The following is a 25210-nucleotide window of genomic DNA, read 5'->3' as shown; positions in this document are numbered from 1 at the left end:
TGGATTCCTCCGGTAACTTGACAGCTTGGGGTCATCGTTCAACGCGATGGGCCTGGGCAGTGCATATGGCCATGAACGTGATCGGTCTGATTGGATGGATTGCGGGCTGGATCGTGTTGTTGCAGGTGTCGCTCTGGGTGCCTAACTGGGTCGTATGGGTGTTCATGCCGTACTTCATTTATGGCCCGTACCGAGCGCTGATCCAGCTCAAGCATTTTCCGACAGCATTCTTGATGCTGCGGATTCTGCGTGCATACCCATGGCAAATCGTGCGAGATGCTCCGAGAGGGTTGACAAGGCGCCCGGAAGTGGTGAGTAAGCAATATGGGTGGTTTGAGTTCCTCAACCCGGCTCGCTCTGAACAATTGCTTCCACTTGTATTCCCTAATCACCTAAGAAGGCGGTGGTGGTCCCGTCGAATGGCTCCTCGCGCCAAAAGGCGCCTGAAGACGGAGATCGAAACCATCTGGTTTGCGGGTGACCCTCGGTTCATCGGAATCGTTGCCGCGCCGCCTCGCTGGGGAGGAGCCCCCCGTCGATTGCATGTCGTCGAGCAGCGTACCGACGCGCAGAGTGGGTGGCGTTTTTCCGACTGGGGTGCTACACCCGCTGACATTGAGCGTGGACGACGTGCCGGCGTTTACCCCGTTAATCCGTGAGCCCTGAGACGAGGTGTGCCGTGAGTTTTACTGGGATCACCGCGCATGAGTCTCTCCTGGATCCCCATGCAGAACTGTGGTTCGTTGAGCCCTCAGGTTTTACGGCGTTGTCCCTGGCCAGTCTCCTCGCGGAGCCAGGAACTCCTGAGGCCCATCGGCTGCGCGTAGCTGCCGCGCCGCTACTCACAGCGGCTCCGAGTGAAATGGTTCGGCAGGAGTACATTGCGCTCCTCGCCTCCGGGCAGCGGATGTTGGGAGCGTTGCGCGAGTTCGGGACGGTCCACTGCTCGGTGGGTGTGCACCGTGACGACGTCGGTGGCAGCGCACAGCCGCTGCTTTCCCTGTTCACCATCACCTGGCGAGACACCGCAACGGCTCCGCGTGCGGCGACCGCGGCCCGTGCTGTTACTGCTTCGGCCGGTCACCGGCACGTCGAGTATCTCGAAATGCCTTGCGGCCCTCTAACCATCAGTGAGGCCGTACGCCGTCCGGCGACAGACAGCCCTCTTCCTCAAGTCCCCCTCCTACAGATCCACGCCCACCTCCCCCACCCCGACTGCCGGAGGCTGGCCGTGTTGACGGTCAGTACGGTCGCGGTCGCGCGTCGGGAGGAGTACCGGGCGTTGTTGCGGCGGATCGTCGAGACCGTTCGTTTCGAGGACCCGCTGGGGGCCGCGTCCTAATGGTGTTGTCCGGGGGTCGGCGGCGAGGGTAGGAAGGGCTCATGACTGGACTCGGTGCCGTACTCCGTCCTCAGCTCGCCCCCGAGCGGCTGCGTGCCGTGGCGCGTGTTGCCGACGAGGTGGGGCTCGAGGAGCTGTGGCTGTGGGAGGACTGTTTCCGCGAAGGTGGGATCTCCACGGCCGCCGCTGCCCTCGCGTGGACCGAGCGGGTGCGGGTCGGGGTCGGGCTGTTGCCCGTGCCGTTGCGGAACGTGGCCATCACCGCGATGGAGGCCGCCACGCTGCACCGGATGTTCCCCGGCCGTGCCGTCCTCGGCGTGGGGCACGGGGTGCAGGACTGGATGGGGCAGGTCGGGGCGCGGGCCGAGTCGCCCGTCACGTTGCTGCGGGAGCATCTCCTCGCGCTGCGGGCGTTGTTGGCGGGACAGCGGGTCACGGTCGAGGGACGCTACGTCCGGCTTGGCGACGTCGCGCTCGACTGGCCGCCGGAGCAGGCCGTCGAGGTGTTCGCCGGCGCCACCGGGCCCCGTTCGCTGCGGCTGACCGGTGAGGCCGCCGACGGGACCGTGCTCACCGCGAACACCCCGCCCGACGGGGTGCGCCGCGCCAGGCGGCTCATCGACGAAGGGCGGGCCGCGGCTGGGCGGACGGAGGGCGCGCACAAGGTCGTCGTGTATCTGCTCGCCGCCACGGGGGCCGACGCCCGGGAACGGCTCCGGGCCGAACTGGTCGCCGAAGGCGTCGGGGACGTGCCGGATCTCGGGGGCGCCGGGGACGCGGAGGCCGTTGCCGACGCCGTGCGGCGGTTGGCCGAGGCCGGGGCCGACACCGTGATCCTCCAGCCGACCGGCGACGAGCCCGACCCGGAGGGGTTTGTGCGGTTCGCCGCCGAGCGGGTCCGGCCCTTGGTGGCGGCCTAGCCATGCCGCACATGCGTTCCTTCGACGACCTCGTGGCCGAAGCCGCGTCCGTTCCCACCGAAGGGTGGGACTTCTCCTGGTTCGAGGGGCGGGCCACCGAGGCGCGGCCGTCCTGGGGATACGCGCGGTCCATGGCGAGGCGGCTGGCCGGGGCCACCGCCGTACTGGACGTGCAGACGGGGGGAGGGGAGGTGCTGGACTTCGCCCTCGAGGCCGCCGGCCACGACCGGGCCCCGCTCGTCGTCGCCACCGAGGGCTGGGGGCCCAACGTCGCCAAGGCAACCCGGCTGCTGCGCCCGCGCGGCGCTGCGGTGGTCGCCTCGGCCGACGACGCGCCTCTTCCCTTCGCGGACGGCGCCTTCGACCTGGTCGTGAGCCGGCATCCCGTCGAGCCGCACTGGGACGAGGTCGCCCGCGTGCTCGCGCCCGGCGGTACCTACTTCGCCCAGCACGTCGGGCCTGCCAGCGTCTTCGAGCTCATCGAGTACTTCCTCGGGCCGTTGCCGGAAGCCGGCCGCCGGCACCGTCATCCCGAGCGTGAGCGTGCCGACGCCGAGGCGGCCGGGCTGGAGGTCGTGGAGCTGCGGGCTGAGCGGCTGCGGATGGAGTTCCTCGACGTCGGTGCCGTGGTCCACTTTCTGCGCAAGGTCGTGTGGATGGTTCCGGGGTTCACCGTCGAGGGGTACCGCGACCGGCTGCGCGACCTGCACGAGCGCATCGAGGCCGACGGGCCCTTCGTCGCCCACAGCTCCCGTCATCTCTTCGACGTGCGCAAGCCGGAGCGGCCCGGACTGGAGCGGCCCGGACTGGAGCTGCCCGGGCCGGAGTAGCCCCGGCCGACGCCCGCGCCCTGGCGTCCCCGCCTCCAGTCCCCGCGCCCTGCGACCGTGTCCTCACGCGTGCGCCCCCGCTGTCACCTCGCCGATCACCAGCTCCGCCTCCGCCTGCAGTACGGCGGGCGGTGCCCCGGCCGGCGACACGGTCGGCGGCCACAGGGCGCTCCGTACGTCCGCGCGGGTCACGCCGTCGGTCCGCAGGCCTACCGACAGCTCGGCCGCCGACAGTACCCGGGCGTGGACGCCGAGCATCGCGGCGGCCACGTCGGCGACGGGCGTGCCCGTTCGGGCGGACATGGCCAGGAACTGTCGTTCGAAGCGCCGAGCGCTCGCCGCGGCCCAAGTGATCCCCGTCGTCTTCGTCATGAGCCGACGTTAGGGGGGAGCTAGGACGGAGCTCGTCCTACATCGGGATCGGCCCTCCGCGTGGTGGACCTTTCGGGCGTAAGTGTCGCACCTTCGCAAATATCCGCGTGCCCGGAGGCAGGGTGCGAAATCAGCCGCCGATCCTCACAGGGTTTCCACATCGTTATTCACCGTTGTCCTCCTTGGGTCGAATCCGAGTCGTCCGGTCACGTAAGTTCGGACCCAGGTAATTCGCGTGAGCAAAGCTGCGCGCGTGGCACCGCGCAGTGGAGGGGGCTGCGCGGTGCCGGGTCAAGTCGGCGTAGGGCGACGGTGTCACCCGGACGGGGGAGTGGGCTACCGCTTCGCCGTGCCCGGCCGCCGACCGGGCCGGGGGTCCTGGCTCGCACCTTCCGTCACTCCGCTCACCCGCGAATCGGCTGCTCGCCCTGCAGTTCGGCGGGTTCACTGTGATTTGGCCATGATTCGGGGCGGAACAAGGGCTTCCGCGGCCATCCGGGCGTCGCCGGGTGACTTCGGAGAGTAGTTGTGGCACGCCGATGCACGCAGCATCACTTACGAAGGGTTATGGTGGAAACCCCCCCTCGGGCCGGTCCGTCTCCCCCCCCACGGACCGGCCCGTTTTTTCATGCCCTCTCGGGCCCCCTTCATCTCGGGCCCCTTCCCTTCGGGCCCCCTCGGGCTCTCCCGGGCCCGTCGTGCCCGCTCGCGCACCGCCCCCTCCCGGCGGCGCGCCCGGGCGGTCCGGTCCGAGCGGTACGCCCGTAACGAGGAGTTCACCGGTGCGCCGTCCTGTGTCTTGGCATGGCGGCGCTTGTTCGAGGGCATAACCCAAGCAGGTCGACGCCCGAACCACGGGTGTCGGATCTCAGCGGACGGCACGGAGCCGTCCGCCCGGGAGGCCCTTTGCACCAGCCCCACCGTGCGGTCACGGCACGGAAGACGCGGCGGAGGGTCGGTCCACGGCCCGCGCCAGTGCAGGGCGGCCCCGAGGACCTGCCTGACGGTTCCCGTCAGACGGGCCCTGGACCGGTCGGCTCGTTCCCGCCCTCCTGGCCCAGCGTCCACTCCGTCGCTCCCCGACCTCTTCCGAGGGGGTACGTCCTTCCGTGGTGACCAGCACAAAGCGCCACAAGCCCGACAGGCGCACCTACGTTCTCGACACCAGCGTCCTGCTGGCCGACCCGAACGCCCTGAACCGCTTCGACGAGCACGAGGTCGTGCTCCCCATCGTCGTGGTGACGGAGTTGGAGGCCAAACGGCACCATCCCGAACTCGGCTACTTCGCCCGGCAGGCCCTGCGCCTGCTCGACGAGTTCCGGGTACGGCACGGTCGCCTCGACGCCCCCATCCCGATCGGGGACCTCGGCGGCACCGTCCGTGTCGAGCTCAACCACTCGGACCCCAGCGTGCTGCCCACCGGCTACCGCCTGGGGGACAACGACTCCCGCATCCTCGCGGTCGCCCGCAATCTGCAGGCGGAGGGATTCGACGTCACCGTCGTATCGAAGGACCTCCCGCTCAGGATCAAGGCGTCCTCCGTCGGCCTCCTCGCCGAGGAGTACCGCGCCGAGCTGGCCATCACGGACGCCTCCGGCTGGACCGGAATGTCCGAACTCACCCTGCCGGGTGAGCAGGTGGACGTGCTCTTCGAGGAGGGCCGGGTCTACGTCCCCGAGGCCGCCGAGCTGCCCGTGCACACCGGGCTGACCATCCAGTCCGAGCGCGGCAATGCACTCGGCCGGGTCACGCCCGACGGCAACGTCCGGCTGGTGCGCGGCGACCGGGAGGCGTTCGGCATCAAGGGCCGCAGCGCCGAGCAGCGGATCGCGCTCGACCTGCTCCTCGACCCGGACGTCGGGATCGTGTCGATGGGCGGCCGGGCCGGCACCGGCAAGTCGGCGCTCGCGCTGTGCGCCGGTCTGGAGGCGGTCCTGGAGCGCCGGCAGCACCAGAAGGTGATGGTCTTCCGTCCCCTGTACGCGGTGGGCGGGCAGGAGCTCGGCTATCTGCCCGGCTCCGAGGCCGAGAAGATGAGCCCCTGGGCCCAGGCGGTCTTCGACACGCTGTCGGCCGTCACCAGCCGGGAGGTCATCGAGGAGGTGACCGCGCGCGGGATGCTGGAGGTGCTGCCGCTCACCCACATCCGGGGGCGCTCGCTGCACGACGCGTTCGTGATCGTCGACGAGGCGCAGTCGCTCGAGCGCAACGTCCTGCTGACCGTGCTGTCCCGGATCGGGGCCAACTCGCGGGTCGTACTCACCCATGACGTGGCGCAACGGGACAATCTGCGGGTGGGCCGGTACGACGGGGTGGTCGCCGTCGTCGAGAAGCTGAAGGGGCATCCGCTCTTCGCGCACGTCACGCTGACGCGCTCCGAGAGGTCCCAGATCGCGGCGCTCGTGACCGAAATGCTGGAGGACGGACACATCTGACCCGGGTGGGCCGTCTGACCCGTCTGTGACGTCTTGGTGTGTCTCAGGCGTCTCTGACGCACCTGACCCGTCCGAGAACTCCGTCCCGACAAGGGTCGGTTACCCGCCAGTCGGCGCCGTCCGGAAAAGGCCGAGAGCCTAGCCGGGCGGCGCCTCGGCGTGTGTGGATTTCCGTGAATCCCCAGGGCCAAACGGGATGTGAGCTTTCACACGCAACACAGAATTGCCTCACCCCGTCGGGTTACGGCAGAGTCTCATTCCTGTCAGGCCCCGCATACGACACAGCTGTACCCCCAGCGGTACGGCGCCCCAGAAGCACCAGTTCCAACTCCATAGTCGAGTCGTATGCCGCCCGAGCACCACGCGGCGCTCCCGCCGAGGGAGTTGTCCACCGGGCCCGTGCCTCCCGTGACCCGTAGTTGGGGAGGCCAGCGCCAGGGGCACGATTGCGTCCGCGAGGGTCACCGAAGCGGGCGATGCTGGAAGGAAACCGTGTGAGCCGGATCTCGGTCCGGGGATTCGCAGTGGCCTCGGCCACGGCGGTCACCGCCGTCGGAAGCGTCGTCGGAGTTGCCTCGGGCAGCGTCGCGCAGAACAACGACGACGCGGAGGCGACGGCAGCAGGCACGACCCTGCTTGCCGACATCCCCATGGGTGAGCAGGCGCAGGTGCAGACCGCGTCCCTGACGCAGCAGGCCGACGTGCAGGCCATCGCCGCGGACGCGAGCGCCAAGAAGGACGCCGAGGAGGCGGCCCGCAAGGCAGCCGCCGAGACCGCCGTGGCCAAGCAGGAGAAGGCCAAGAAGGCGGCCGAGGAGGCCAAGAAGCGCGAGGCGGAGAAGGAAGCGGCCAGCCGCGACGCCCAGCGCGAGTCCACCACCTTCGCCGTCCAGAGCTCCTACAGCACCAGCCAGATCCAGGCGATGGCCCGTCAGATGGTGCCCAGCGGCCAGTTCCAGTGCTTCAGCAACATCGTGGACCACGAGTCCAGCTGGAACTACCAGGCCGTCAACGCCTCCTCCGGCGCCTACGGCCTCTTCCAGGCCCTCCCGGCGGGCAAGTACGCCTCGGCGGGCGCCGACTGGCGGACCAACCCGGCGACCCAGATCAAGTGGGGCCTCAGCTACATGGACAACCGCTACGGCAGCCCGTGCGAGGCCTGGTCCTTCTGGCAGGCCAACCACTGGTACTGAGCCCGCCGTCCGCCCGCCTTCCCCGGCGGCGCGGTGCACGCTCAACCTCGCGCAGCCCCTCACCGTCCTACGGTGAGGGGCTTTCGCGCTCCCGCCATGTACGGTCGGACCGGAACGACTCCAGGGGGGAGTGGTGGGGAAAGACGGGGGAAGAGGACGGATCATGTCACGAGTGCCAGGGTGGCTCGGCCGGCTCGGCGCCGGACTGACGCAGATGAGCGAGCGGTTGGAGCAGCGCCGGGAAGAGGCGCGCCGGCACGACGCCGACGACGGACCTGGCCCGGACTCCGACCACGTGCCGCAGTCCGGGGAGGACCCGGCCGAGGACGCGGCCGCGGAACACCTCGCCGCACACCGTACGGTCGTCGTCGGCAACCGCCCCGACCCGGCGCAGGCCGTGCCCTGGGGAGTACGGGTGGCCGCGGAGGCCGGGTGGCGGCTGCTGGTGCTCGCGGGCACCGTGTGGGTGCTGATGCGGATCATCAGCGCCGTACAGCTGGTGGTGCTGGCGTTCGTGGCCGCGCTGCTGATCACCGCGCTGCTGCAGCCGACCGTGGCCTGGCTGCGCCGGCACGGGGTCCCCCGGGGGCCGGCCACCGCCCTGACCGCGATCCTCGGCTTCGTCGTGATGGGACTGATCGGCTGGTTCGTCACCTGGCAGGTCATGGAGAACATCGACAATCTCTCCGACCAGGTCCAGGACGGCATCGACGAGCTGCGCAACTGGCTGCTGAACAGCCCGTTCCACGTCACCGACAAGCAGATCAACGAGATCGCCAAGAATCTGCGGGAAGCGGTCGGCGCCAACACCGACCAGATAACGTCGGCCGGACTCGAGGGCGTCACGGTCGTCGTCGAGGCGCTCACCGGCATCCTGCTGGCCGCCTTCTCGACGCTTTTCCTGCTCTACGACGGCAAGCGCATCTGGCAGTGGTCGCTGAAGCTGGTGCCCGCGGCCGCCCGGCCGGGCGTGGCCGGGGCCGGACCGCGCGCGTGGCGGACGCTGACCGCCTACGTGCGCGGCACGGTGATAGTCGCGCTGATCGACGCCATCTTCATCGGTCTCGGCATCTACTTCCTTGATGTGCCGATGGCCGTCCCGCTGGCCGTGTTCATCTTCCTGTTCGCCTTCATCCCGCTCGTCGGCGCCGTGGTGTCGGGCGCGCTCGCGGTCGTCGTGGCGCTGGTGACGCAGGGCATGTTCGCGGCGGTCATGACGCTCGTCGTGGTGCTGGTGGTGCAGCAGATCGAGGGGCACATCCTGCAGCCGTTCATCCTCGGGCGCGCGGTGCGGGTCCATCCGCTGGCGGTGGTGCTGTCGGTGGCCGCCGGCGGCATGGTGGCCGGCATCGGCGGCGCCGTGGTCGCCGTACCCCTGGTGGCGGTGACCAACACCGTCGTGGGCTATCTGCGGGCGTACTCCCGCGAGGCCGCCCTGCGGCAGAAGCCGAAGCCGCACGGTGCCACGTCGACCGACGCCGCCCCGGCGGTCGACCGGGCGGCGGAGGCCCCGGAGCCCCAGGACCCCCCTGAGGCCGGTCCGCCGTCGGACGCCTCCCCGGCGTAGCGGAGCGACGCCCCTCCGGCATCGGCACGCGAACGGGCCCCGCCCACCTTTCGGTGAGCGGGGCCCGTGCCGTGTGCGCCGCGTCGGGACAGAGCCCGCGCGGGGCTACTCGGCGGCGAGGACCGCCTCGGCGTCCAGCGTGACACCGACGGCCTCGACCACGGCGGCGATCTTGAACGCCTCCTGGATGGTCTCGCGGTCCACACCGGCCTTGCGGAGCACCTGCTCGTGCGAGTCCAGGCACATGCCGCAGCCGTTGATGGCGGACACCGCGAAGGACCACAGCTCGAAGTCGACCTTGTCGACGCCCGGGTTGCCGATGACGTTCATCCGCAGGCCGGCGCGCAGGGTGCCGTACTCGTGGTCCGACAGCAGGTGCCGGGTGCGGTAGAAGACGTTGTTCATCGCCATGACGGCGGCGGCCGACTTGGCGGCCGAGTACGCCTCGGGCGTCAGGTTCGCCTTCGCCTCCGGCTCCAGCTCGCGCAGCACGATGGGGGAGCGCGAGGCGATGGCGGTCGCCAGCACGGTGCCCCACAGCTGCTGCGCCGGGAGGTCGGAGTTGCCGATGACCGAGCCCAGGTTGAGCTTCAGGTCCTTGGCGTAGTCCGGTACGGCGGACTTCAGGGAGTCGAGCGACATGTCAGATCACTCCCCCGAGAGCAGCGCGACCGGGTCGAGGGTCTCGTCGCCCTTGCTCCAGTTGCACGGGCAGAGCTCGTCGGTCTGCAGGGCGTCGAGGACCCGCAGGACCTCCTTGGGGTTACGGCCGACGGAGCCGGCGGTGACCATCGTGAACTGGATCTCGTTGTTCTGGTCCACGATGAAGACCGCGCGCTGCGCGAAGCCGTCCTCGCCCTCGATGCCGAGGTCACGCATGAGCTCGTGCTTCGAGTCGGCCAGCATCGGGAACGGCAGGTCGGTCAGGTCCGGGTGGTCCTTGCGCCAGGCGTGGTGCACGAACTCGGAGTCGCCGGAGAAGCCGAGGATCTGGGCGTCACGGTCGGCGAACTCGTCGTTCAGCTTGCCGAAGGCGGCGATCTCGGTCGGGCACACGAAGGTGAAGTCCTTGGGCCACGCGAAGACGACCTTCCACTGACCCTCGTAGGTCTTGTGGTTGATCTGCTGGAACTCCTTGCCCTTCTCCAGCGAGACGCAGGCGGTCAGATCGAACTCGGGGAACTTGTCACCGACAGTGAGCACGCGCTCTCCAAAAGTGCAGCGAAGAAACACCCATTTTGCGAGTGTTTCCCATGGGTTGGACGTTAATGATGTTGGCACAGGGTGCATTGATTAGGGAAATAGCTATACTCGGTCGAGTTGATCGGAGGTGGCTATTAGTGTCCGGTAAGAAGAGGCAGCCCAGCCTCGCTCAGCTGCGGGCTTTCGACGCGGTCGCCGAGCACCTGCATTTCCGCGACGCCGCCGCCGCGATCGGCATGAGCCAGCCGGCGCTCTCGGGCGCCGTCTCCGCCCTGGAGGAGGCACTGGGTGTCACCCTCCTGGAGCGCACGACGCGCAAGGTGCTGCTCTCGCCGGCCGGTGAACGGCTCGCGGTGCGGACCAAGGCGGTACTGGCGGAGGTCGGCGCGCTGCTGGAGGAGGCCGAGGCGGTACGGGCACCCTTCACCGGCGCGCTGCGGCTCGGCGTCATCCCGACCGTGGCGCCGTACCTGCTGCCGACGGTGCTGCGCCTCGTCCACGACCGTTACCCCGACCTCGACCTCCAGGTCCACGAGGAACAGACGGCGAGCCTCCTGGAGGGCCTGACGACCGGCCGGCTCGACCTGCTGCTGCTCGCGGTGCCGCTCGGCGTGCCCGGCGTCACCGAACTCCCGCTCTTCGACGAGGACTTCGTCCTGGTCACGCCGCTCGACCACCGGCTCGGCGGCAGGGAGGGCATCGAGCGCTCGGTGCTGCGCGAGCTGAAGCTGCTGCTGCTCGACGAGGGCCACTGCCTGCGCGACCAGGCGCTCGACATCTGCCGGGAGGCGGGCCGCGCGGGTGTCCCGGCGACGACCACGGCCGCAGGACTGTCCACGCTGGTGCAGCTGGTGGCGGGCGGCCTCGGGGTGACGCTGCTGCCGCGCACCGCCGTCCGCGTGGAGACCTCACGCTCCAGCCAGCTCCTCACGGCGTCCTTCACCGACCCGGCACCCACTCGCCGCGTCGCCCTCGCCATGCGCACGGGCGCGGCCCGCGCGGCGGAGTACGAGGAACTGGCGGCGGCTTTGCGGGAGGCGATGGCGGACCTGCCGGTCCGGACGGTGCACGACTGAGCGACCGCCCGGCGGGGCGGTCGCTCAGTCACATCGGTCTGGAAGCGTCGGTCGTACGCCGCGGAGCTACTCCGTCCGGAGCCCCTCCGGCCGCATCAGCCGCAGCAGCGGCGGCAGGCTGCACAGCGTCACCACCAGAACGACCGCCGCACCGATGCCGGTCATGGCCAGGACGCCGGTCCAGTCGACGCGGACCGGGGTGCTCGTCATCTTCAGCAGCACCGTGCCCAGGGTCAGGCCCACCACGGAGGCGAGGAGCAGGCCGAGCACGATGGGGATCGCCGTCTGCCACAGCACCGACAGGCTCAGCGTGCGACGCCGGGTGCCGAAGGCGACCAGGGCCGACAGCAGCTTCTTCCGCTCGCGCAACTGCTCCAGCTGCGAGACCAGCAGACTGGCGCCGATCAGCGCCAGCACACAGGCCGCACCCACGAACAGGCCGGTGCGGATGGCGTCGAAGCGGTCGGTCCGCTCGGTCGCCGCCCAGGTGACGGCGTCAGCCAGCGGGTCGATGGCCACCGTGGTGTTCCGCACCAGGTCGTGCACGTCCGGCACCGAGCCGTCCAGCTGGAGGTAGGCGTGCCCGTCCAGCGCCGGCGCGAGCGCGTCCGGCATCGCCTTCCGCGTCATCAGGAAGCCGCCCCGGTCGGTTCCGGCCAGCAGCCCGGTACGCGGCTTCGCGGCCTTGACGCCCTCCGGTACCGCCCAGGTGATCGCATGGCGCTTCGGGATGCCCTCGTAGGACGGGTCCACGTAGAGTTTCCGGCCCGGCGTGGCCAGCTTCGCGACGTCCTCCTCGCCGTCCCACTCGGCGCCGTGGACGACGAACACGTCCCCTTCGGCGCACGAGGACAGGCTGGCGATCTCCCGCAGCGCGGCGCAGTCGCCCACGGTCAACGTCGTGCCGTGCTCCGGGTCCAGGGGGCGGTCGCCCAGCCAGGCCTCGGAGTAGGCGAAGGCCGCCTCGACCCCCTTCGTGTCACGGAACTTCTCGGCCGCCTGGTCCATCTGGACCCCGCTCCGGAGGATCGCCTCCATCTGTGCCCGCGACACGTCCTGCCCGGTGGGCTTGGTGTAGTCGCTGTCCACGCCCGCGAACAGCATCTGCAGCGCGATCGCCCCGGCGACGGCCACCGCGATGCCGTTGACCATCCGGGCCGCCGTACCGCTGCTCAACTGCAGCCTGCGCACGGCCAGCTGCCAGGCCACGCCGCCGGAGCCGAGCCGGGCGACGACGCTCTCCACGATCCACGGCAGCAGCGCGGTCACGCCGACCAGGAGCAGGACCACACCGCCGGTCACCAGGTACTGGTTGAAGTCGCCGTTGTCGCGGCCGTTGCCGATCATCGGGTAGAGCATCGCCAGTCCGGCCAGCGGCAGCAGCAGCCGCCACCACAGCCGGCGCCGGGCAGGACGGCCCGCGCGCACCACGCCGAGCGGCTCGATGACGACCCCGCGCAGCGCGAACAGCGTCACCAGCACCGCCGCCGCCGGCACCGCCACCGCGACCAGCAGGGCCAGCACCGGCGAGGGGTTGAGATAGCTGGGGAACACGCTGATGCGGAACACCTCGGCGGTACCCGCGAGTTGCCGCCCGACCATGAAGAACCCGGCGCCGAAGACCAGCCCGAGGACCGCGCCGGCCAAAGCCTCACCGGCGGCGATGCGCCGGGTCATGCGGCTGTCGGAGCCCACCAGGCGCAGCGCCGCGAGCCGCCGGTCCCGCCGCTCGCCGCCGAACCGCACGGCGGCGGCGATGAACACCGCGACCGGCATCAGCAGCACCACGAAGACGACGAGGATCAGCAGGAGCAGCACCGGGTCGGACCGCTCCTCGCCCGGCTCCGGGTCGCCGAACCGGTCGATGCGCTCGATCCGGCCCGCGGTGATGTGCTCCGCGAGTCCCTCCGCACCCCGGTAGTAGGCGAGTTCGGCCGAGCCGATCAGCCCCTCCTCGGCGATCGTGCCGACGATCCGGTCCGGCAGCCGCTCGCGCAGCAGCGCGCCGGAGTCCGAGCCCAGCAGCTTCTTCAGCGCGGGGGAGACCACCATCTCGCCCACCGCCGGGAACTTCTCCACCCCCGGTGGCAACGGTGCCCGCGGACCCTCGGGTTCCAGGGCCCGGCCCCGGACGTCGTCGTCGCGGAAGCTCTCGTCGACGTCGGCGATCACGAGCGTGTCGTTCGCCTTCGGCATCGGGTCGGTGGCGAAGGTGATGTCGGAGCGCGCCGCCTCCCGTTCGTGCCGGACGGTGAGCGCGTTCGGGATCGCCGTCGTCAGCAGCAGCAGCGCCACGCCGAGCCCGACGCCGACGGCCGTCAGCACGGCCCGGGTCCAGCCCTCCCGGCCCCCGGTGAAGGCGAAGCGGACACCCAGCATCAGGTCCGCGGCCCACTGGCGCACGCTCATACGACCCGCTCCATGTCCCGGGACTTGCCGTCCCGTACGACGATCTCGCGGTCGGAGTAGGCCGCCACCCGCGCCTCGTGCGTGACCAGCACGACGGCCGCGTTGGTGGAGCGGGCCGCGTCGGTGAGCAGCTCCATCACGCGCTCCCCGTTGAGGGAGTCCAGCGCGCCGGTCGGCTCGTCGGCGAAGAGCACGCGCGGGCTGGTGACCAGCGAGCGCGCCACCGCGACCCGCTGGCCCTGGCCGCCGGAGACCTCGCCGGGCCGCTTCTTCCTGAGGCCGTCCACCTCCAGCCGTTCCATCCAGCTCAGCGCGGCCCGCTCGGCCTCCTTGCGGGAGGTGCCGTTCAGACGCAGCGGAAGGGCGACGTTCTCGACGCACGTCAGCTCCGGCACCAGCTGGCCGAACTGGAACACGAACCCGAAGTCCGAGCGGCGCAGCGCACTGCGCCGGGCGTCGGACATGGCGGACAGCTCGCGCCCGTTGTACGTGATCGTCCCCGAGTCGGGCGGCACGATGCCGGCGAGGCAGTGCAGCAGGGTCGACTTGCCGGACCCGGAGGGACCCATGACGGCGACGACCTCGCCGGGGTGGATGGAGAACTCGGCGCCGTCGAGGGCGAGAGTGGGGCCGTAGGCCTTGCGGAGCTGGTCCGCCGAGAGCAGGGAACCTGCGGGAGGAGTCATCGGGCTACCGCCTCACGGAGCTTGTCGAGGCGCGCGGCGGTCAGTTCCAGCCAGCGCAGGTCGGCCTCGAGGTGGAAGAGGGCGTGGTCGCAGATGAGCTGGTCCGCGAGGTCGCCCTTGCGCTTGCGGTCGGTCAGGATGCGCATGCTGCGCAGGTGCTCCGAACGCTGGGTGTCGAGGATGTCGGCGGCGTCGCGGTGGGTGAGCAGCGCGAGGACGACCTTGGTGTACAGCGTCGACTGGAGGTACGGCTCGGGCTTCTCCGGCGTGGCGAGCCACCGTTGTACGTCGGTGATCCCCTCGTCGGTGATCGCGTACCGCTTGCGCTCGGGACCGCCGCCCGCCTCGATGCCGTCGACGACGACGAGACCGTTCTTCAGCAGGCGGGACATCGTCGAGTAGACCTGGCCGTAGTGCAGCGGCCGGTCGTGACCGAACTTCTCGTCGAAGGCGCGCTTGAGGTCGTAACCGTGGCGCGGCCCGGACTCCAGGAGCCCCAGGAGGGTGTGACCGATGGACATGCCGAGCACTCTACACACGGTGTATACGCCCCATGTATACGCACGGTGCAGAGATCGTGGCGGCGGGTGCGGGCCGGCCACGGGAGCGCAGGTCGGGGCCGATTGTCACGGTTCCGCTACGACGGGTGGCGCGCCTGGCGCCGTACGGTCAAGGCGGTGGCGTGGCCCCCGGGCCGCCGCCCCTCGGCGGGCGGCCGCGGCGCGGCAGCGGTCCGGTGTCGCCGGGCAGCCGGCCGGCCTCCGCCAGCGCCCTGCGGAGCAGGAACTCGATCTGGGCGTTGGCCGAGCGCAGCTCGTCGCCCGCCCAGCGGGCCAGTGCCTCGTACACCTGCGGGTCCAGCCGCAGCAGCACCTGCTTGCGCTGCTGCGGCCGACGCCGCGGAGCCGGGCCCTCGGGAGCCGCGGAATCCTCGGGCGGGGTCGTCACTGGTAGAGCGTCCCCGTGTTCAGGACCGGCTGGGCGGCGCGGTCCCCGCAGAGCACGACCATCAGGTTGGACACCATCGCCGCCTTGCGCTCGTTGTCCAGCTCCACGATGTCCTGCTCGCTGATCCGGGCGAGCGCCGCCTCGACCATGCCGACCGCGCCGTCCACGATCTGCCGCCGCGCCGCGACCACCGCACCGGCCTGCTGCCGCTGGAGCATCGCCGAGGCGATCTCCGGCGCGTACGCGAGGTGTGTGAAGCGGGACTCGATGATCTGCACGCCGGCCGCCTCCACGCGCGCGTGCAGCTCGACGGCGAGCTTCTCGGTGATCTCCTCGGCGTTGCCGCGCAGCGAGAGGCCGTCCTCGTCGTGGGCGTCGTAGGGGTACTCGATGGCGATGTGCCGCACGGCCGCCTCGGTCTGGGTGGAGACGAACTCGACGTAGTCGTCCACCTCGAAGGTGGCCTGCGCGGTGTCCTCCACCCGCCACACCACGACCGCCGCAAGCTCGATGGGGTTGCCGTAGGCGTCGTTCACCTTCAGGACGGCCGTCTCGTGGTTGCGCACCCGCGTCGAGATCTTGGTGCGGGAGGTGAAGGGGTTGACCCAGCGCAGGCCGTCCTGCCGGATCGTCCCCCGGTACCGCCCGAAGAGCTGCACCACGCGGGCCTCGCCCGGCGCCACCATGTTCAGCCCGCACATCGCGAGGAAGGCGGCCAGGGCGACCAGGATGCCCCCGATGATCAGCGCCGCCTTCCCGCCGGTCGCGTCGACCGCCGTGGCGGCGGCGATCAGGCCGGCGCCGACGAGCAGCCCGACCAGTCCGAGCAGCAGCGCGAAACCGCCGCCGATGCTGTGTGCCTGCTTCTCGCGCACCCGCGGCACCGGCATCTCGGGCACGTCCGCGGTGACCTGCGGGGCATCGTGCGTGGACATGGGTGGTCCCCCGTTCTCTCATTGATGGCTAAGTGATATCACTTTACCCGCGAATGACAACCCTGAACCCCTCTCGTACGTCGGTTCCTATGGAGCGGGTGCTGATTCTCACGTCCGTACAAGGCCGGATCAGTTGCCGTTTGTCATATCTCCCGGTGTTAGCTTTCTGAGCTGACCTGAGCGACGAACCTGTGTGACGCGTGAGCGAGACGTGCCCACAGATGACCGAAGCGGAGCGGATCGGACCCATGGGACGAGCGGAAGAGAGAAGAGCGCGACAGCGCGGTGGCCGCCGCGCGGCGCCGAAACGCCGCCGTTCGTCGGGCGCGGGCGGGGCCGCGGGCGGGAAGAGCCGCATACGCCGGCTGTTCACCTGGAAGAAGATCGTCGGCACGTTCTTCGGTCTCTGCCTGCTCGGCATGGGCGCCTTCATCGTGCTGTACATGATGATCGACATCCCCGAGGGCAACCCCGAGGCCGATCTGCAGAGCAACGTCTACAAGTACAGCGACGGCAGCATCATGGCCCGCACCGGCGAACGCAACCGCGAGATCGTCGACCTGGCCAAGATCCCCAAGGACGTCCAGCGCACGTTCGTCGCCGCCGAGAACAAGACCTTCTACAACGACGCCGGCGTCGACCTCAAGGGCACCGCGCGCGGTGTGCTCAACACCCTCTCGGGCAAGGGCGCGCAGGGCGGTTCGACGATCACCCAGCAGTACGTCAAGAACTACTACCTGACCCAGGAACAGACGGTCTCGCGCAAGCTGAAGGAACTAGTCATCTCCCTGAAGCTGGACCGGGAGAAGTCCAAGGACTACATCCTCGCCGGGTACATCAACACCAGCTACTACGGCCGCGGCGCCTACGGCATCCAGGCCGCCGCCCAGGCCTACTACCGCGTCGACGCCGAGGACCTGACCGTCGAACAGGGCGCCTACCTCGCGGCCCTGCTCCAGGCGCCGAACCAGTACGACTGGGCGATCGCCAGCGAGACCGGCAAGAAGCTCGTCCAGCAGCGCTGGAACTACGTCCTGGACAACATGGTCGAGCAGAAGTGGCTGAGCGCGGGCGACCGGCAGGGCATGACCTTCCCGGAGCCCAAGGAGCCCAAGGCCGCCGCGGGGAAGGAAGGCCAGGTCGGCTACCTGGTGGACGCGGCCGACTACGCGCTCAAGAAGCAGCTCGTCGCCCAGGGCGCCGCCGAGGACATGGAGCAGGCCAAGGCCCTGGTGGACCTCGGCGGCTACACCGTCACCCTCAACATCGACAAGAAGAAGCAGGCCGCGCTGGAGGAGGCGGTCAAGAAGCAGCTCACCAGCAAGCTGGACCCCGACAAGCGCAAGGTCGACGCCGACGTCCAGGCCGGAGCCGTCTCCGTCGACCCCAAGACGGGCTCCGTCGTGGCGATGTACGGCGGCGTGAACTACCTGAAGCACTTCACCAACAACGCCACCCGCGACGACTACCAGCCCGCCTCCACCTTCAAGCCGGTGATCCTCGCCGCCGCCGTGGACCACGACGCCGAGACCCAGGACGGCGTGCCGATCACGGCCAACACCCTCTACGACGGCGACAGCGAGCGCCCCGTGGTGGACGGTGGCAAGGAGGTCGGCTTCGCCCCGCCGAACGAGAACGACACAAACTACGGCGAGATCGACGTCCAGGAGGCGATGAACCAGTCGGTCAACTCCGTCTTCGCGCAGATGGGCGTCGATGTCGGCATGACCGAGGTCATGAAGGTCGCCTCCGACCTCGGCATGGACACCGAGGGCGACGACCCCGTGCCCGCGCAGACCCTGGGCAGTATGGGCGCCAGCCCCCTGGAGATGGCCGGGGTCTACGCCACCTTCGACAACCACGGCAAGAAGGTCACCCCGGCGATCGTGAAGTCGGTCGAGCACAAGGACCGCACGATCGAGATGCCCGACCCCATCGGCGAGGAGGTCATCAGCCGGGAAGCCGCGGACACGGTGACCTCCGTGCTCACCGGTGTGGTCGACGACGGTACGGCCAAGACGTCCGTGCGGGAGAACCCGCTGCGCGACGACCAGCAGGTGGCCGGCAAGACCGGTACGTCCGACAACAACAAGTCGGCCTGGTTCACCGGCTTCACCCCGGGGCTCGTCACCTCGGTCGGTCTGTTCGGCGAGGACGACAAGCCCCCGCACAAGCAGGTCCCGATGTACGAGGCGGCCGGCGTCGACTACCGCGTCAACGGTGGCGGGCCCCCGGCGGAGATCTGGGCCGCGTACACCTTCGGCGTCATGGAGAAGGTCACCAAGTTCGACCTGGAGACCAAGCAGGGCGCCGCGGTGAAGCCCAGCACGTCGCCGACGGCCTCTCAGTCGCCGAGCCAGTCGCCGACCCAGGAGGAGACGACCGAGGCGCCGCCCCCGTCGAACGATCCGACGACCGAGGCACCCCCGTCGAACGAGCCGACGACCGAGGAGCCGCCCGAGTCGCCGACGCAGTCGCCGTCGAACAGCGCGTCCAGCGGTGAGACACCGCCGGACGACGGCGGGTCCACCGAGTCGGAGGATCCGGAGTTCCCCGGCGGGGACTGGGAGCCGTAGACCGTCGGCAATCGCGGACACGCGCGAAGGGGCGCCCGGTGCTCACCGGGCGCCCCTTCGCACGCTGCTGCTCGCCGGCCGCGGATCAGCCGCGGTTCAGCTCGAACCACACCACCTTGCCGGTGCTCAGCCGCGTCGCGCCCCAGCGGCGGGCCAGCCGGTTCACCAGGTACAGCCCGCGCCCGCCCTCGTCGGTCGCCCGCGCCTGCCGCAGCCGGGGCAGCTGCGGCACGTCGTCGCCGACCTCGCAGCGCAGCACGTCCGTGCGCAGCAGGCGCAGGGTGACCGGCTTCGAGGCGTAGCGCACCGCGTTGGTCACGACCTCGCTGACGAGCAGCTCCACGGCGTCCGTGAGGTCCTCCATGCCCCAGCGGGCGAGCGCGCGCCGGGCCAGGCGCCGGGCACGGCCGGGTGCCGCGTCCTCCGGCTCCAGGAACCAGTACGCCACGTCGCTGGGCGCGATGCCGTCGAAGCGGGCGGCGAGCAGCGCGATGTCGTCGTCCCGGTCGCCCGGGCCGAGCATGTCGAGCACCTCGTCGCACAGGGCTTCCAGGGGCGGCGGATGGTCCGGGCCGGTCAGCTGCGCGGTCGCGGCCAGCCGCTCCCGCAGCTGCTCTATGCCGGTCCACACGTCCCGCAGCCGGGACTCGACCAGCCCGTCCGTGTACAGGAGCAGGGTGGCGCCGGCCGGGGCGTCCAGCTCCACGGCCTCGAAGTCCACGCCGCCCACACCGATCGGCGCGCCGGCCGGCACCCGCAGCACCTCGGCGTGGCCGCCCAGGTGCAGCAGGACGGGCGGCGGGTGGCCGGCGTTGGCGACGGTGATGCGGTGCGAGACCGGGTCGTACACCGCGTACAGGCAGGTCGCCATGCGGTCGGTGCCGAGCCGCTGGGCCTGCTCGTCCAGGTGGTGCAGCACCTCCTGCGGCGGCAGGTCGAGCCCGGCCAGGGTCTGCGCCGTGGTCCGCAGCTGGCCCATGATGGCCGCCGACGTCATGGAGTGGCCCATCACGTCCCCGACCACCAGCGCGACCCGGCTGCCCGGCAGCGGGATGGCGTCGTACCAGTCGCCGCCGACCCGCGCGGTCTCGGCCGCCGGGAGGTAGCGGGAGGCGAGCCGTACGCCGGTGCAGCGCGGCAGGTTCTCCGGGAGCATCGTGCGCTGCAGCTCGTCGGCGATGTACGCCTCACGCCCGTACAGCACCGCCTTGTCGATGCCCAGGGCGCTGTGCGTGGCGAGCTGGGCGGCCACCAGCAGGTCGTCGGCCTCGAAGGCGACGCGCTCCGGGCCGCGCAGGAACAGCGCGGCACCGATCACCCGGCGCCGGCCGCGCAACGGCGCGAGGATCGCCCTGCGGCCGTCGGGCAGGGCGAAGTCGCGCTCGTCGCCCAGCAGTTCCGGCAGCGCGGCGCGGGCGGCCGGGGTGTCCGTGAAGACCGGGCGCACCCCGCGCAGCACCTCGGCCAGCGCGCTGCCCGGGCGCACCTCGCACAGCTCGGCGCCGACCGTCTCCAGCTCCGAGGGCTCCGGCTGGGCCGCCGGCGTGAAGCCGCCCTCGGTGTCCCGCTCGGCCGGTATGCGGTCGGTGCGCCGCAGCCGCAGCACCAGGGGGCCGGTGGGCCGCTCGTCGCCGACCGGCAGCGGCTCGCGCAGATAGACGAGGATGGCGTCCGCGAACGTCGGCACGGTGGCCCGGCACAGCCCCATCACGATCTCGTCGAGGTCCATGCCCCGGGCGATCCGCCGGGTCGCGGCACCCACGAACCGCAGCCGGTCCCCGTCCCGCCGCATGGGCGTGGGCTGCCCGGGCGCGGTGGGCTGTCCGGTACGCCGGTCCGGCTCCGGCACCGCTCCACGGCGGTCCGCGGCGCCGGCCGGTGCCCCGGACCCCGGCTGCGCCAGACCGGCCTGCCCGCCGCCCGAGGCCACGTCACCCGACGCCATGCCCGCCGAAGGCAGGTCGTCCGACCGCCCACCGGCCGGCTGCACGCCGTCCGGCTGTCCTCCGTCCGGCTGGACCGGGACGCTTTCGGACACGGGACGCGGACGGTGCGTGTCGGGCTCGGCGGCCTGCTCGGCGCCCGGCTGGGAGTGCTCCGAGGCCCCCGGGGAGCCCGCGCCCGCGCCGGGCGGCGTCTGACCGGTGCGGCCCTGGGCCGGTAACGCCGACCCGGAGACGCCCGGCGGCACGGGGGTACGCAGGAGCGCCCCGCGGGGGTCCGTGGGGTCGGCGCCCGGCGAGGGGCGGTCGAAGGATGTCGGGTGCTCCGTCACGCGTGTCGAATCCATCCGTCCGGGACTGCGCGCGGCGCGTGCAGTTCGTCCCGCAGAAATCCCGATACCCGCAATCCGTGCCCAAGGAACGGGATTCCCGCGTGGTCAGAGGCAGTTCCTGTGTCACCGGCGGACCGTCTGCGGCCCGCCCGCGTGTTGCCCTCGTACCCCTCGCTCACGTCCTGCCGCCCCTCGGTGACGATCGGTCAGGCACAGTGCCCACTGCGCCGGTTGCCGCTGCCGCGCTCATTGCGGAGGACGATCCTACGTTTGTTGCCGGGGGGCACAACAAGGGTCTCATGAGGACACGTGCGCGGGCGTGCGATCCCAGTCCCCCGGCAGAGAAGGTACCGGCCAAGCCGGATCGGGCCGCCAGTCCTCCCAGCCGTCGGCGAACGGGGACCCCCAGGCACGGATCTCCGCGACCGCGGCCCGGCCCGCCCGGCGCACCAGCTCGGCCAGCGCCGGGTCCATCAGCCGGTCCCGCTGGGCCTGCGCGAACTCGTCCTCGTCCCGCCAGTGCCAGGTGCGGTCCGGGTGCACGGAGATGTCCAGGAAGTGGTCCTCGGAGTCGACCCCGCCGTCCCAGCGGGTCAGCGGCTGCTCCAGGTTCACGTACCAGTTCTTGAACCGCCAGCCCGGGTCCCAGAACAGCCACACCGACCAGGCCTCGCCGGGCCGCGCCAGCTTCAGCACCCCCGTGCCGAACCACCGGTCGCGCTGCACGGTGCGCGGCTTGGTGTAGCGCGAGGCCAGCGGTTCCAGGTGGACGGGCGTACCGTCCGCGAGGACCGGCTTCACACACTCGGTGCCGGGTGCCAGCCACACGGCGAGCAGGTCGGCGTCGTCCCGTACGACGGTGACGGGGCGCGCGATGTGCACGTGCGGGCCGCCGTTCTCCCGGTACCGCCACAGGATGTGGCTGCCGGGCGCCCAGTAGTCCACCGGGCCCGCCGGGCCGTCCGCTCCCGGCCCCGTCGCCGCGCTCACCGCTTCACCGTCTGCCATGGACAGATATTAGGTGCCATGGCCAATCGACGCGCCGAAGATCGCGAGAGCGTACGCCGGCGTACGCCCCCGCGATCGCCGGGACCCCTCACGGACGGGTCATCCGCAGCACGTCGAGCGCCTCGTCCAGCTGCTTGTTCGTGAGGTCGCCGCGTTCGACGTACCCGCCGTCCAGCACCACCTGACGGATCGTCTTCCGCTCCGCCAGCGCCCTCTTGGCGACCTTGGCGGCCTCCTCGTACCCGATGTACTTGTTGAGCGGCGTGACGACGGAGGGGGACGACTCGGCGTACTCGCGGGCCCGCTCCCGGTGCGCGACGATCCCGTCCACGGTCCGGTCGGCGAGCAGCCGGGAGACGTTGGCGAGCAGGCGCACCGACTCCAGTACGTTCTTGGCGATGACCGGCAGCATGACGTTCAGCTCGAAGTTGCCGGCCGCTCCGGCGGCGGCGACCGTCGCGTCGTTGCCGGTGACCTGGGCGGCGACCATGAGGACCGCCTCGGGGATCACCGGGTTGACCTTGCCGGGCATGATGGACGACCCGGGCTGGAGGTCGGGGAGCGCGATCTCCGCGAGCCCGGTGCGCGGCCCGGACGCCATCCACCGCAGGTCGTTGGCGATCTTCGTCAGCCCGACGCCGATGGTCCGCAGCTGCCCGCTCGTCTCCACGATGCCGTCCCGGGCACCCTGCGCCTCGAAGTGGTCGCGCGCCTCGGTCAGCGGCAGCCCGGTCGCGCGGGCCACCTCCTCGATGACGGCGGCGGAGAAGCCGGGCGGGGTGTTGATGCCGGTACCCACGGCGGTGCCGCCCAGCGGCAGCTCGGCGAGGCGGGGGAGGGAGGCGTTCAGCCGCTCGATGCCGTACCGCACCTGCGCCGCGTACCCGCCGAACTCCTGCCCCAGCGTGACGGGCGTGGCGTCCATGAGGTGCGTACGCCCGGACTTCACCACGTCGGCGAACTCCTCCGCCTTGCGCTCCAGGGCGCCGGCGAGGTGGTCGAGGGCCGGGATCAGATCGCGGGCGACGGCGGCGGTGGCGGCGATGTGGATCGAGGACGGGAAGACGTCGTTGGACGACTGCGAGGCGTTGACGTGGTCGTTGGGATGCACGTCGCGGCCGAGCCGCTCACCGGCCAGGGTGGCGATGACCTCGTTGGTGTTCATGTTGGACGAGGTCCCGGACCCGGTCTGGAACACGTCCACGGGGAAGTGCTCGTCCCACTTCCCCTCGGCCACCTCACCGGCCGCCTCCTGGATGGCCCCGGCGAGGTCCTTGTCGAGCACCCCCAGCTCGGCGTTGACCTTGGCCGCCGCGCCCTTGATCCGCGCGAGCGCCTCGATGTGCGCGCGCTCGATGCGCTGCCCGGAGACGGGGAAGTTCTCGACGGCACGCTGCGTCTGCGCGCGCCACTTGGCGTGGGCGGGCACCCGCACCTCTCCCATGGAGTCGTGCTCGGTGCGGTACTCGGTCCTGTCCTGCTCGTCGGCCATCGACGATCACCTCCACGTGTCACAGCGTCCTGGATGCGACCACTGTTCCCCGTGGAGGTGAACCGTCACCGGCCCGGCTCAGGCGAGCCCGGGCCCCCGCACCGGAATCGTCGTGAACGTCGGCGCGGGCGCCGGGTCCTGGAAGAAGTCGTTGCCCTTGTCGTCCACCACGATGAACGCCGGGAAGTCCTCGACCTCGATCTTCCAGACCGCCTCCATGCCGAGCTCCTCGTACTCGACGACCTCGACCTTCTTGATGCAGTCCTGCGCGAGCCGCGCCGCCGGACCGCCGATCGAGCCCAGGTAGAAGCCGCCGTGCGTGTCGCACGCGTCGGTGACCTGCTTGCTCCGGTTGCCCTTGGCCAGCATCACCTTGGAGCCGCCCGCCGCCTGGAACTGCTCCACGTAGGAGTCCATGCGCCCGGCCGTGGTCGGACCGAAGGAGCCGGAGGCGTACCCCTCGGGTGTCTTGGCCGGGCCCGCGTAGTACACCGGGTGGTCCTTCAGGTACTGCGGCATCTCCTCGCCCGCGTCCAGCCGCTCCTTGATCTTGGCGTGCGCGATGTCGCGGGCCACGACCAGCGGGCCGGTCAGCGACAGCCGGGTCTTGACCGGGTGCTTGGTCAGCTCGGCGAGGATGTCGTCCATGGGCTGGTTGAGGTCGACCTTGACGACGTCTCCGTCGGCTTCGAGGTGCTCGTCCGTCGTCTCCGGCAGGAACCGCGCCGGGTCGGTCTCCAGCTGCTCCAGGAAGACGCCCTCGGCGGTGATCTTCGCGACCGCCTGCCGGTCGGCGGAGCAGGACACGGCGATGGCGACCGGGCAGGACGCGCCGTGCCGGGGCAGGCGCACGACGCGCACGTCGTGGCAGAAGTACTTGCCGCCGAACTGCGCACCGATGCCGATCTTCTGGGTCAGCTCGAAGACCTTCTCCTCCAGCTCCTTGTCCCGGAAGCCGTGCCCGAGCGCCGAACCCTCGGCCGGGATCTCGTCCAGGTAGTGCGCGGAGGCGTACTTCGCGGTCTTGAGCGCGTACTCGGCCGACGTGCCGCCGACCACGATCGCCAGGTGGTACGGCGGGCAGGCGGCCGTGCCGAGCGAGCGGATCTTCTCCTCCAGGAACTTCATCATGGAGGACTCGTTCAGGACGGCCTTCGTCTCCTGGTAGAGGAACGACTTGTTGGCCGAGCCGCCGCCCTTCGCCATGAACAGGAACTTGTAGGCGCCGCCGTCGGTCGCGTACAGCTCGATCTGGGCCGGGAGGTTGGAGCCGGTGTTCTTCTCCTCCCACATGGTGAGCGGGGCCATCTGCGAGTAGCGCAGGTTCAGGTTCTTGTAGGCGTCGTAGATGCCCCGGCTCAGGGCCTCCTCGTCGCCGCCCGCGGTGAGCACGTTCTGCCCGCGCTTGCCCATGACGATCGCCGTGCCGGTGTCCTGGCACATGGGCAGCACGCCCGCCGCCGCGATGTTGGCGTTCTTCAGCAGGTCGAGGGCGACGAACTTGTCGTTGCCGGACGCCTCCGGGTCGTCGATGATGCGGCGCAGCTGCGCCAGGTGGGCCGGGCGCAGGTAGTGCTGGATGTCGTGGACGGCCTCCTCGGCCAGCTTGCGAAGCGCCTCCGGCTCCACCTTGAGGAACGTCCGCCCGTCGGCCTCGAAGGTGGAGACACCCTCGGCGGTCACCAGCCGGTACGGAGTGGTGTCCTCGCCCTGGGGGAGCAGATCGGTGTACGCGAACTCAGGCATCTCGCCCATTCCTCACTCGACATCACGCGCGGCTGGATTTCGCTGGATCTCTCAGCGGATCTCCCAGCGACGACGGCTGACCTCCGTTGGCAGCGCCAACCAGCGTAGAACCTGCCCGTGACGCCGAGCCTGTGAGGTAAGGCTCAGTTGGCCACTCCCGGTCCGCGACAAGGTCGTCCACAGGGCTGGTCGCGATC

The 25210-nt window shown here is 70.6% G+C and carries 18 protein-coding genes and 3 pseudogenes; 9 read left to right on the top strand and 12 right to left on the bottom strand.

From position 1 onward, the window contains the following. The first annotated feature begins 71 nt into the window (after positions 1–71). From ABS735_RS31590 to ABS735_RS31575, 4 genes and pseudogenes are all read left to right on the top strand, one after another. Positions 72–659: a hypothetical protein gene (locus ABS735_RS31590; RefSeq protein ID WP_373902677.1), complete on the top strand. Its 588-nt coding sequence runs from the start codon at positions 72–74 to the stop codon at positions 657–659. A gap of 724 nt (positions 660–1383) precedes the next feature. After that, positions 1384–2046, top strand: a pseudogene (locus ABS735_RS31585) (LLM class flavin-dependent oxidoreductase); the annotation flags it as partial. A 21-nt stretch (positions 2047–2067) separates the two neighbouring features. Beyond that, a pseudogene (locus tag ABS735_RS31580) lies at positions 2068–2157 on the top strand (LLM class flavin-dependent oxidoreductase); the annotation flags it as partial. 107 nt (positions 2158–2264) lie between these two features. Next, positions 2265–3092 carry a class I SAM-dependent methyltransferase gene (locus ABS735_RS31575; RefSeq protein ID WP_373902676.1) on the top strand — a complete coding sequence of 276 codons (828 nt, stop codon included), beginning with the start codon at positions 2265–2267 and terminating at the stop codon, positions 3090–3092. Between the two features lie 159 nt (positions 3093–3251). Here ABS735_RS31575 and ABS735_RS31570 read toward each other — a convergent pair. Continuing rightward, positions 3252–3464, bottom strand: a pseudogene (locus ABS735_RS31570) (winged helix DNA-binding domain-containing protein); the annotation flags it as partial. Between the two features lie 1109 nt (positions 3465–4573). On the opposite strand from ABS735_RS31570, the gene ABS735_RS31565 reads away from it, so the two are divergent. The 3 genes from ABS735_RS31565 (at position 4574) to ABS735_RS31555 (ending at position 8659) form a co-directional block, all read left to right on the top strand. Then, positions 4574–5899 carry a PhoH family protein gene (locus ABS735_RS31565; RefSeq protein WP_373902675.1) on the top strand — a complete coding sequence of 442 codons (1326 nt, stop codon included), beginning with the start codon at positions 4574–4576 and terminating at the stop codon, positions 5897–5899. 494 nt (positions 5900–6393) lie between these two features. Further along, the gene (locus ABS735_RS31560) at positions 6394–7092 is read left to right on the top strand and encodes an aggregation-promoting factor C-terminal-like domain-containing protein (RefSeq protein WP_373902674.1); all 699 of its coding nucleotides are present in this window, start codon (positions 6394–6396) and stop codon (positions 7090–7092) included. Positions 7093–7255: 163 nt separating this feature from the next. Further along, positions 7256–8659, top strand: coding sequence for an AI-2E family transporter (locus tag ABS735_RS31555; RefSeq protein ID WP_373902673.1), 1404 nt, complete (start codon positions 7256–7258; stop codon positions 8657–8659). A 105-nt stretch (positions 8660–8764) separates the two neighbouring features. Here ABS735_RS31555 and ABS735_RS31550 read toward each other — a convergent pair whose 3' ends face one another. Beyond that, positions 8765–9301, bottom strand: coding sequence for an alkyl hydroperoxide reductase (locus ABS735_RS31550; RefSeq protein WP_052840909.1), 537 nt, complete (start codon positions 9299–9301; stop codon positions 8765–8767). A gap of 6 nt (positions 9302–9307) precedes the next feature. Next, the gene (locus ABS735_RS31545; protein ID WP_003973945.1) at positions 9308–9862 is read right to left on the bottom strand and encodes a peroxiredoxin; all 555 of its coding nucleotides are present in this window, start codon (positions 9860–9862) and stop codon (positions 9308–9310) included. 137 nt (positions 9863–9999) lie between these two features. Here ABS735_RS31545 and ABS735_RS31540 point away from each other — a divergent pair, with 137 nt between their 5' ends. Then, on the top strand, positions 10000–10938 hold the full coding sequence (locus ABS735_RS31540) for a LysR substrate-binding domain-containing protein (protein ID WP_373902672.1): 939 nt from the start codon (positions 10000–10002) through the stop codon (positions 10936–10938). 66 nt (positions 10939–11004) lie between these two features. On the opposite strand, the gene ABS735_RS31535 is transcribed toward ABS735_RS31540, so the two are convergent. The 5 genes from ABS735_RS31535 to ABS735_RS31515 all read right to left on the bottom strand — a co-directional run bounded on the left by ABS735_RS31535 (position 11005) and on the right by ABS735_RS31515 (position 15916). Continuing rightward, positions 11005–13347, bottom strand: a complete 2343-nt coding sequence (locus ABS735_RS31535) for an ABC transporter permease (protein ID WP_373902671.1) — start codon at positions 13345–13347, stop codon at positions 11005–11007. After that, the gene (locus tag ABS735_RS31530) at positions 13344–14033 is read right to left on the bottom strand and encodes an ABC transporter ATP-binding protein (protein ID WP_373902670.1); all 690 of its coding nucleotides are present in this window, start codon (positions 14031–14033) and stop codon (positions 13344–13346) included. The genes ABS735_RS31535 and ABS735_RS31530 overlap by 4 nt, the downstream gene beginning before the upstream one ends. Then, positions 14030–14554: a PadR family transcriptional regulator gene (locus tag ABS735_RS31525; RefSeq protein ID WP_373902669.1), complete on the bottom strand. Its 525-nt coding sequence runs from the start codon at positions 14552–14554 to the stop codon at positions 14030–14032. The genes ABS735_RS31530 and ABS735_RS31525 overlap by 4 nt, the downstream gene beginning before the upstream one ends. A gap of 148 nt (positions 14555–14702) precedes the next feature. Continuing rightward, positions 14703–14981 (bottom strand): type II toxin-antitoxin system antitoxin, encoded by a 279-nt coding sequence (locus ABS735_RS31520; RefSeq protein WP_373902668.1) that lies wholly within the window; start codon positions 14979–14981, stop codon positions 14703–14705. Next, positions 14978–15916 (bottom strand): SPFH domain-containing protein, encoded by a 939-nt coding sequence (locus ABS735_RS31515; protein WP_373902667.1) that lies wholly within the window; start codon positions 15914–15916, stop codon positions 14978–14980. Before ABS735_RS31515 ends, ABS735_RS31520 begins: the two co-directional genes overlap by 4 nt. A 248-nt stretch (positions 15917–16164) precedes the next feature. Between ABS735_RS31515 and ABS735_RS31510 the strand changes: the two genes are divergently transcribed. Continuing rightward, entirely contained in the window at positions 16165–18492 is a 2328-nt protein-coding gene (locus ABS735_RS31510; RefSeq protein WP_373902666.1) for a transglycosylase domain-containing protein, read from the top strand. An 85-nt stretch (positions 18493–18577) separates the two neighbouring features. On the opposite strand, the gene ABS735_RS31505 is transcribed toward ABS735_RS31510, so the two are convergent. The 4 genes from ABS735_RS31505 to ABS735_RS31490 form a co-directional block, all read right to left on the bottom strand. Further along, positions 18578–20782, bottom strand: a complete 2205-nt coding sequence (locus ABS735_RS31505; protein WP_373902665.1) for a SpoIIE family protein phosphatase — start codon at positions 20780–20782, stop codon at positions 18578–18580. 282 nt (positions 20783–21064) lie between these two features. Beyond that, on the bottom strand, positions 21065–21775 hold the full coding sequence (gene fomD, locus ABS735_RS31500) for a cytidylyl-2-hydroxypropylphosphonate hydrolase (protein ID WP_373902664.1): 711 nt from the start codon (positions 21773–21775) through the stop codon (positions 21065–21067). Between the two features lie 88 nt (positions 21776–21863). Continuing rightward, entirely contained in the window at positions 21864–23267 is a 1404-nt protein-coding gene (locus ABS735_RS31495; RefSeq protein WP_373902663.1) for a class II fumarate hydratase, read from the bottom strand. A 78-nt stretch (positions 23268–23345) separates the two neighbouring features. After that, entirely contained in the window at positions 23346–25013 is a 1668-nt protein-coding gene (locus ABS735_RS31490; RefSeq protein WP_373902662.1) for a fumarate hydratase, read from the bottom strand. Positions 25014–25210 lie beyond the last annotated feature (197 nt).

The sequence above is a fragment of the Streptomyces sp. MMCC 100 genome (genome assembly GCF_041538145.2).
Lineage (GTDB): Bacteria > Actinomycetota > Actinomycetes > Streptomycetales > Streptomycetaceae > Streptomyces.
The sequence above is the reverse complement of the archived record's forward strand: the minus strand, read 5'-3'. Positions and strand labels throughout refer to the sequence as shown.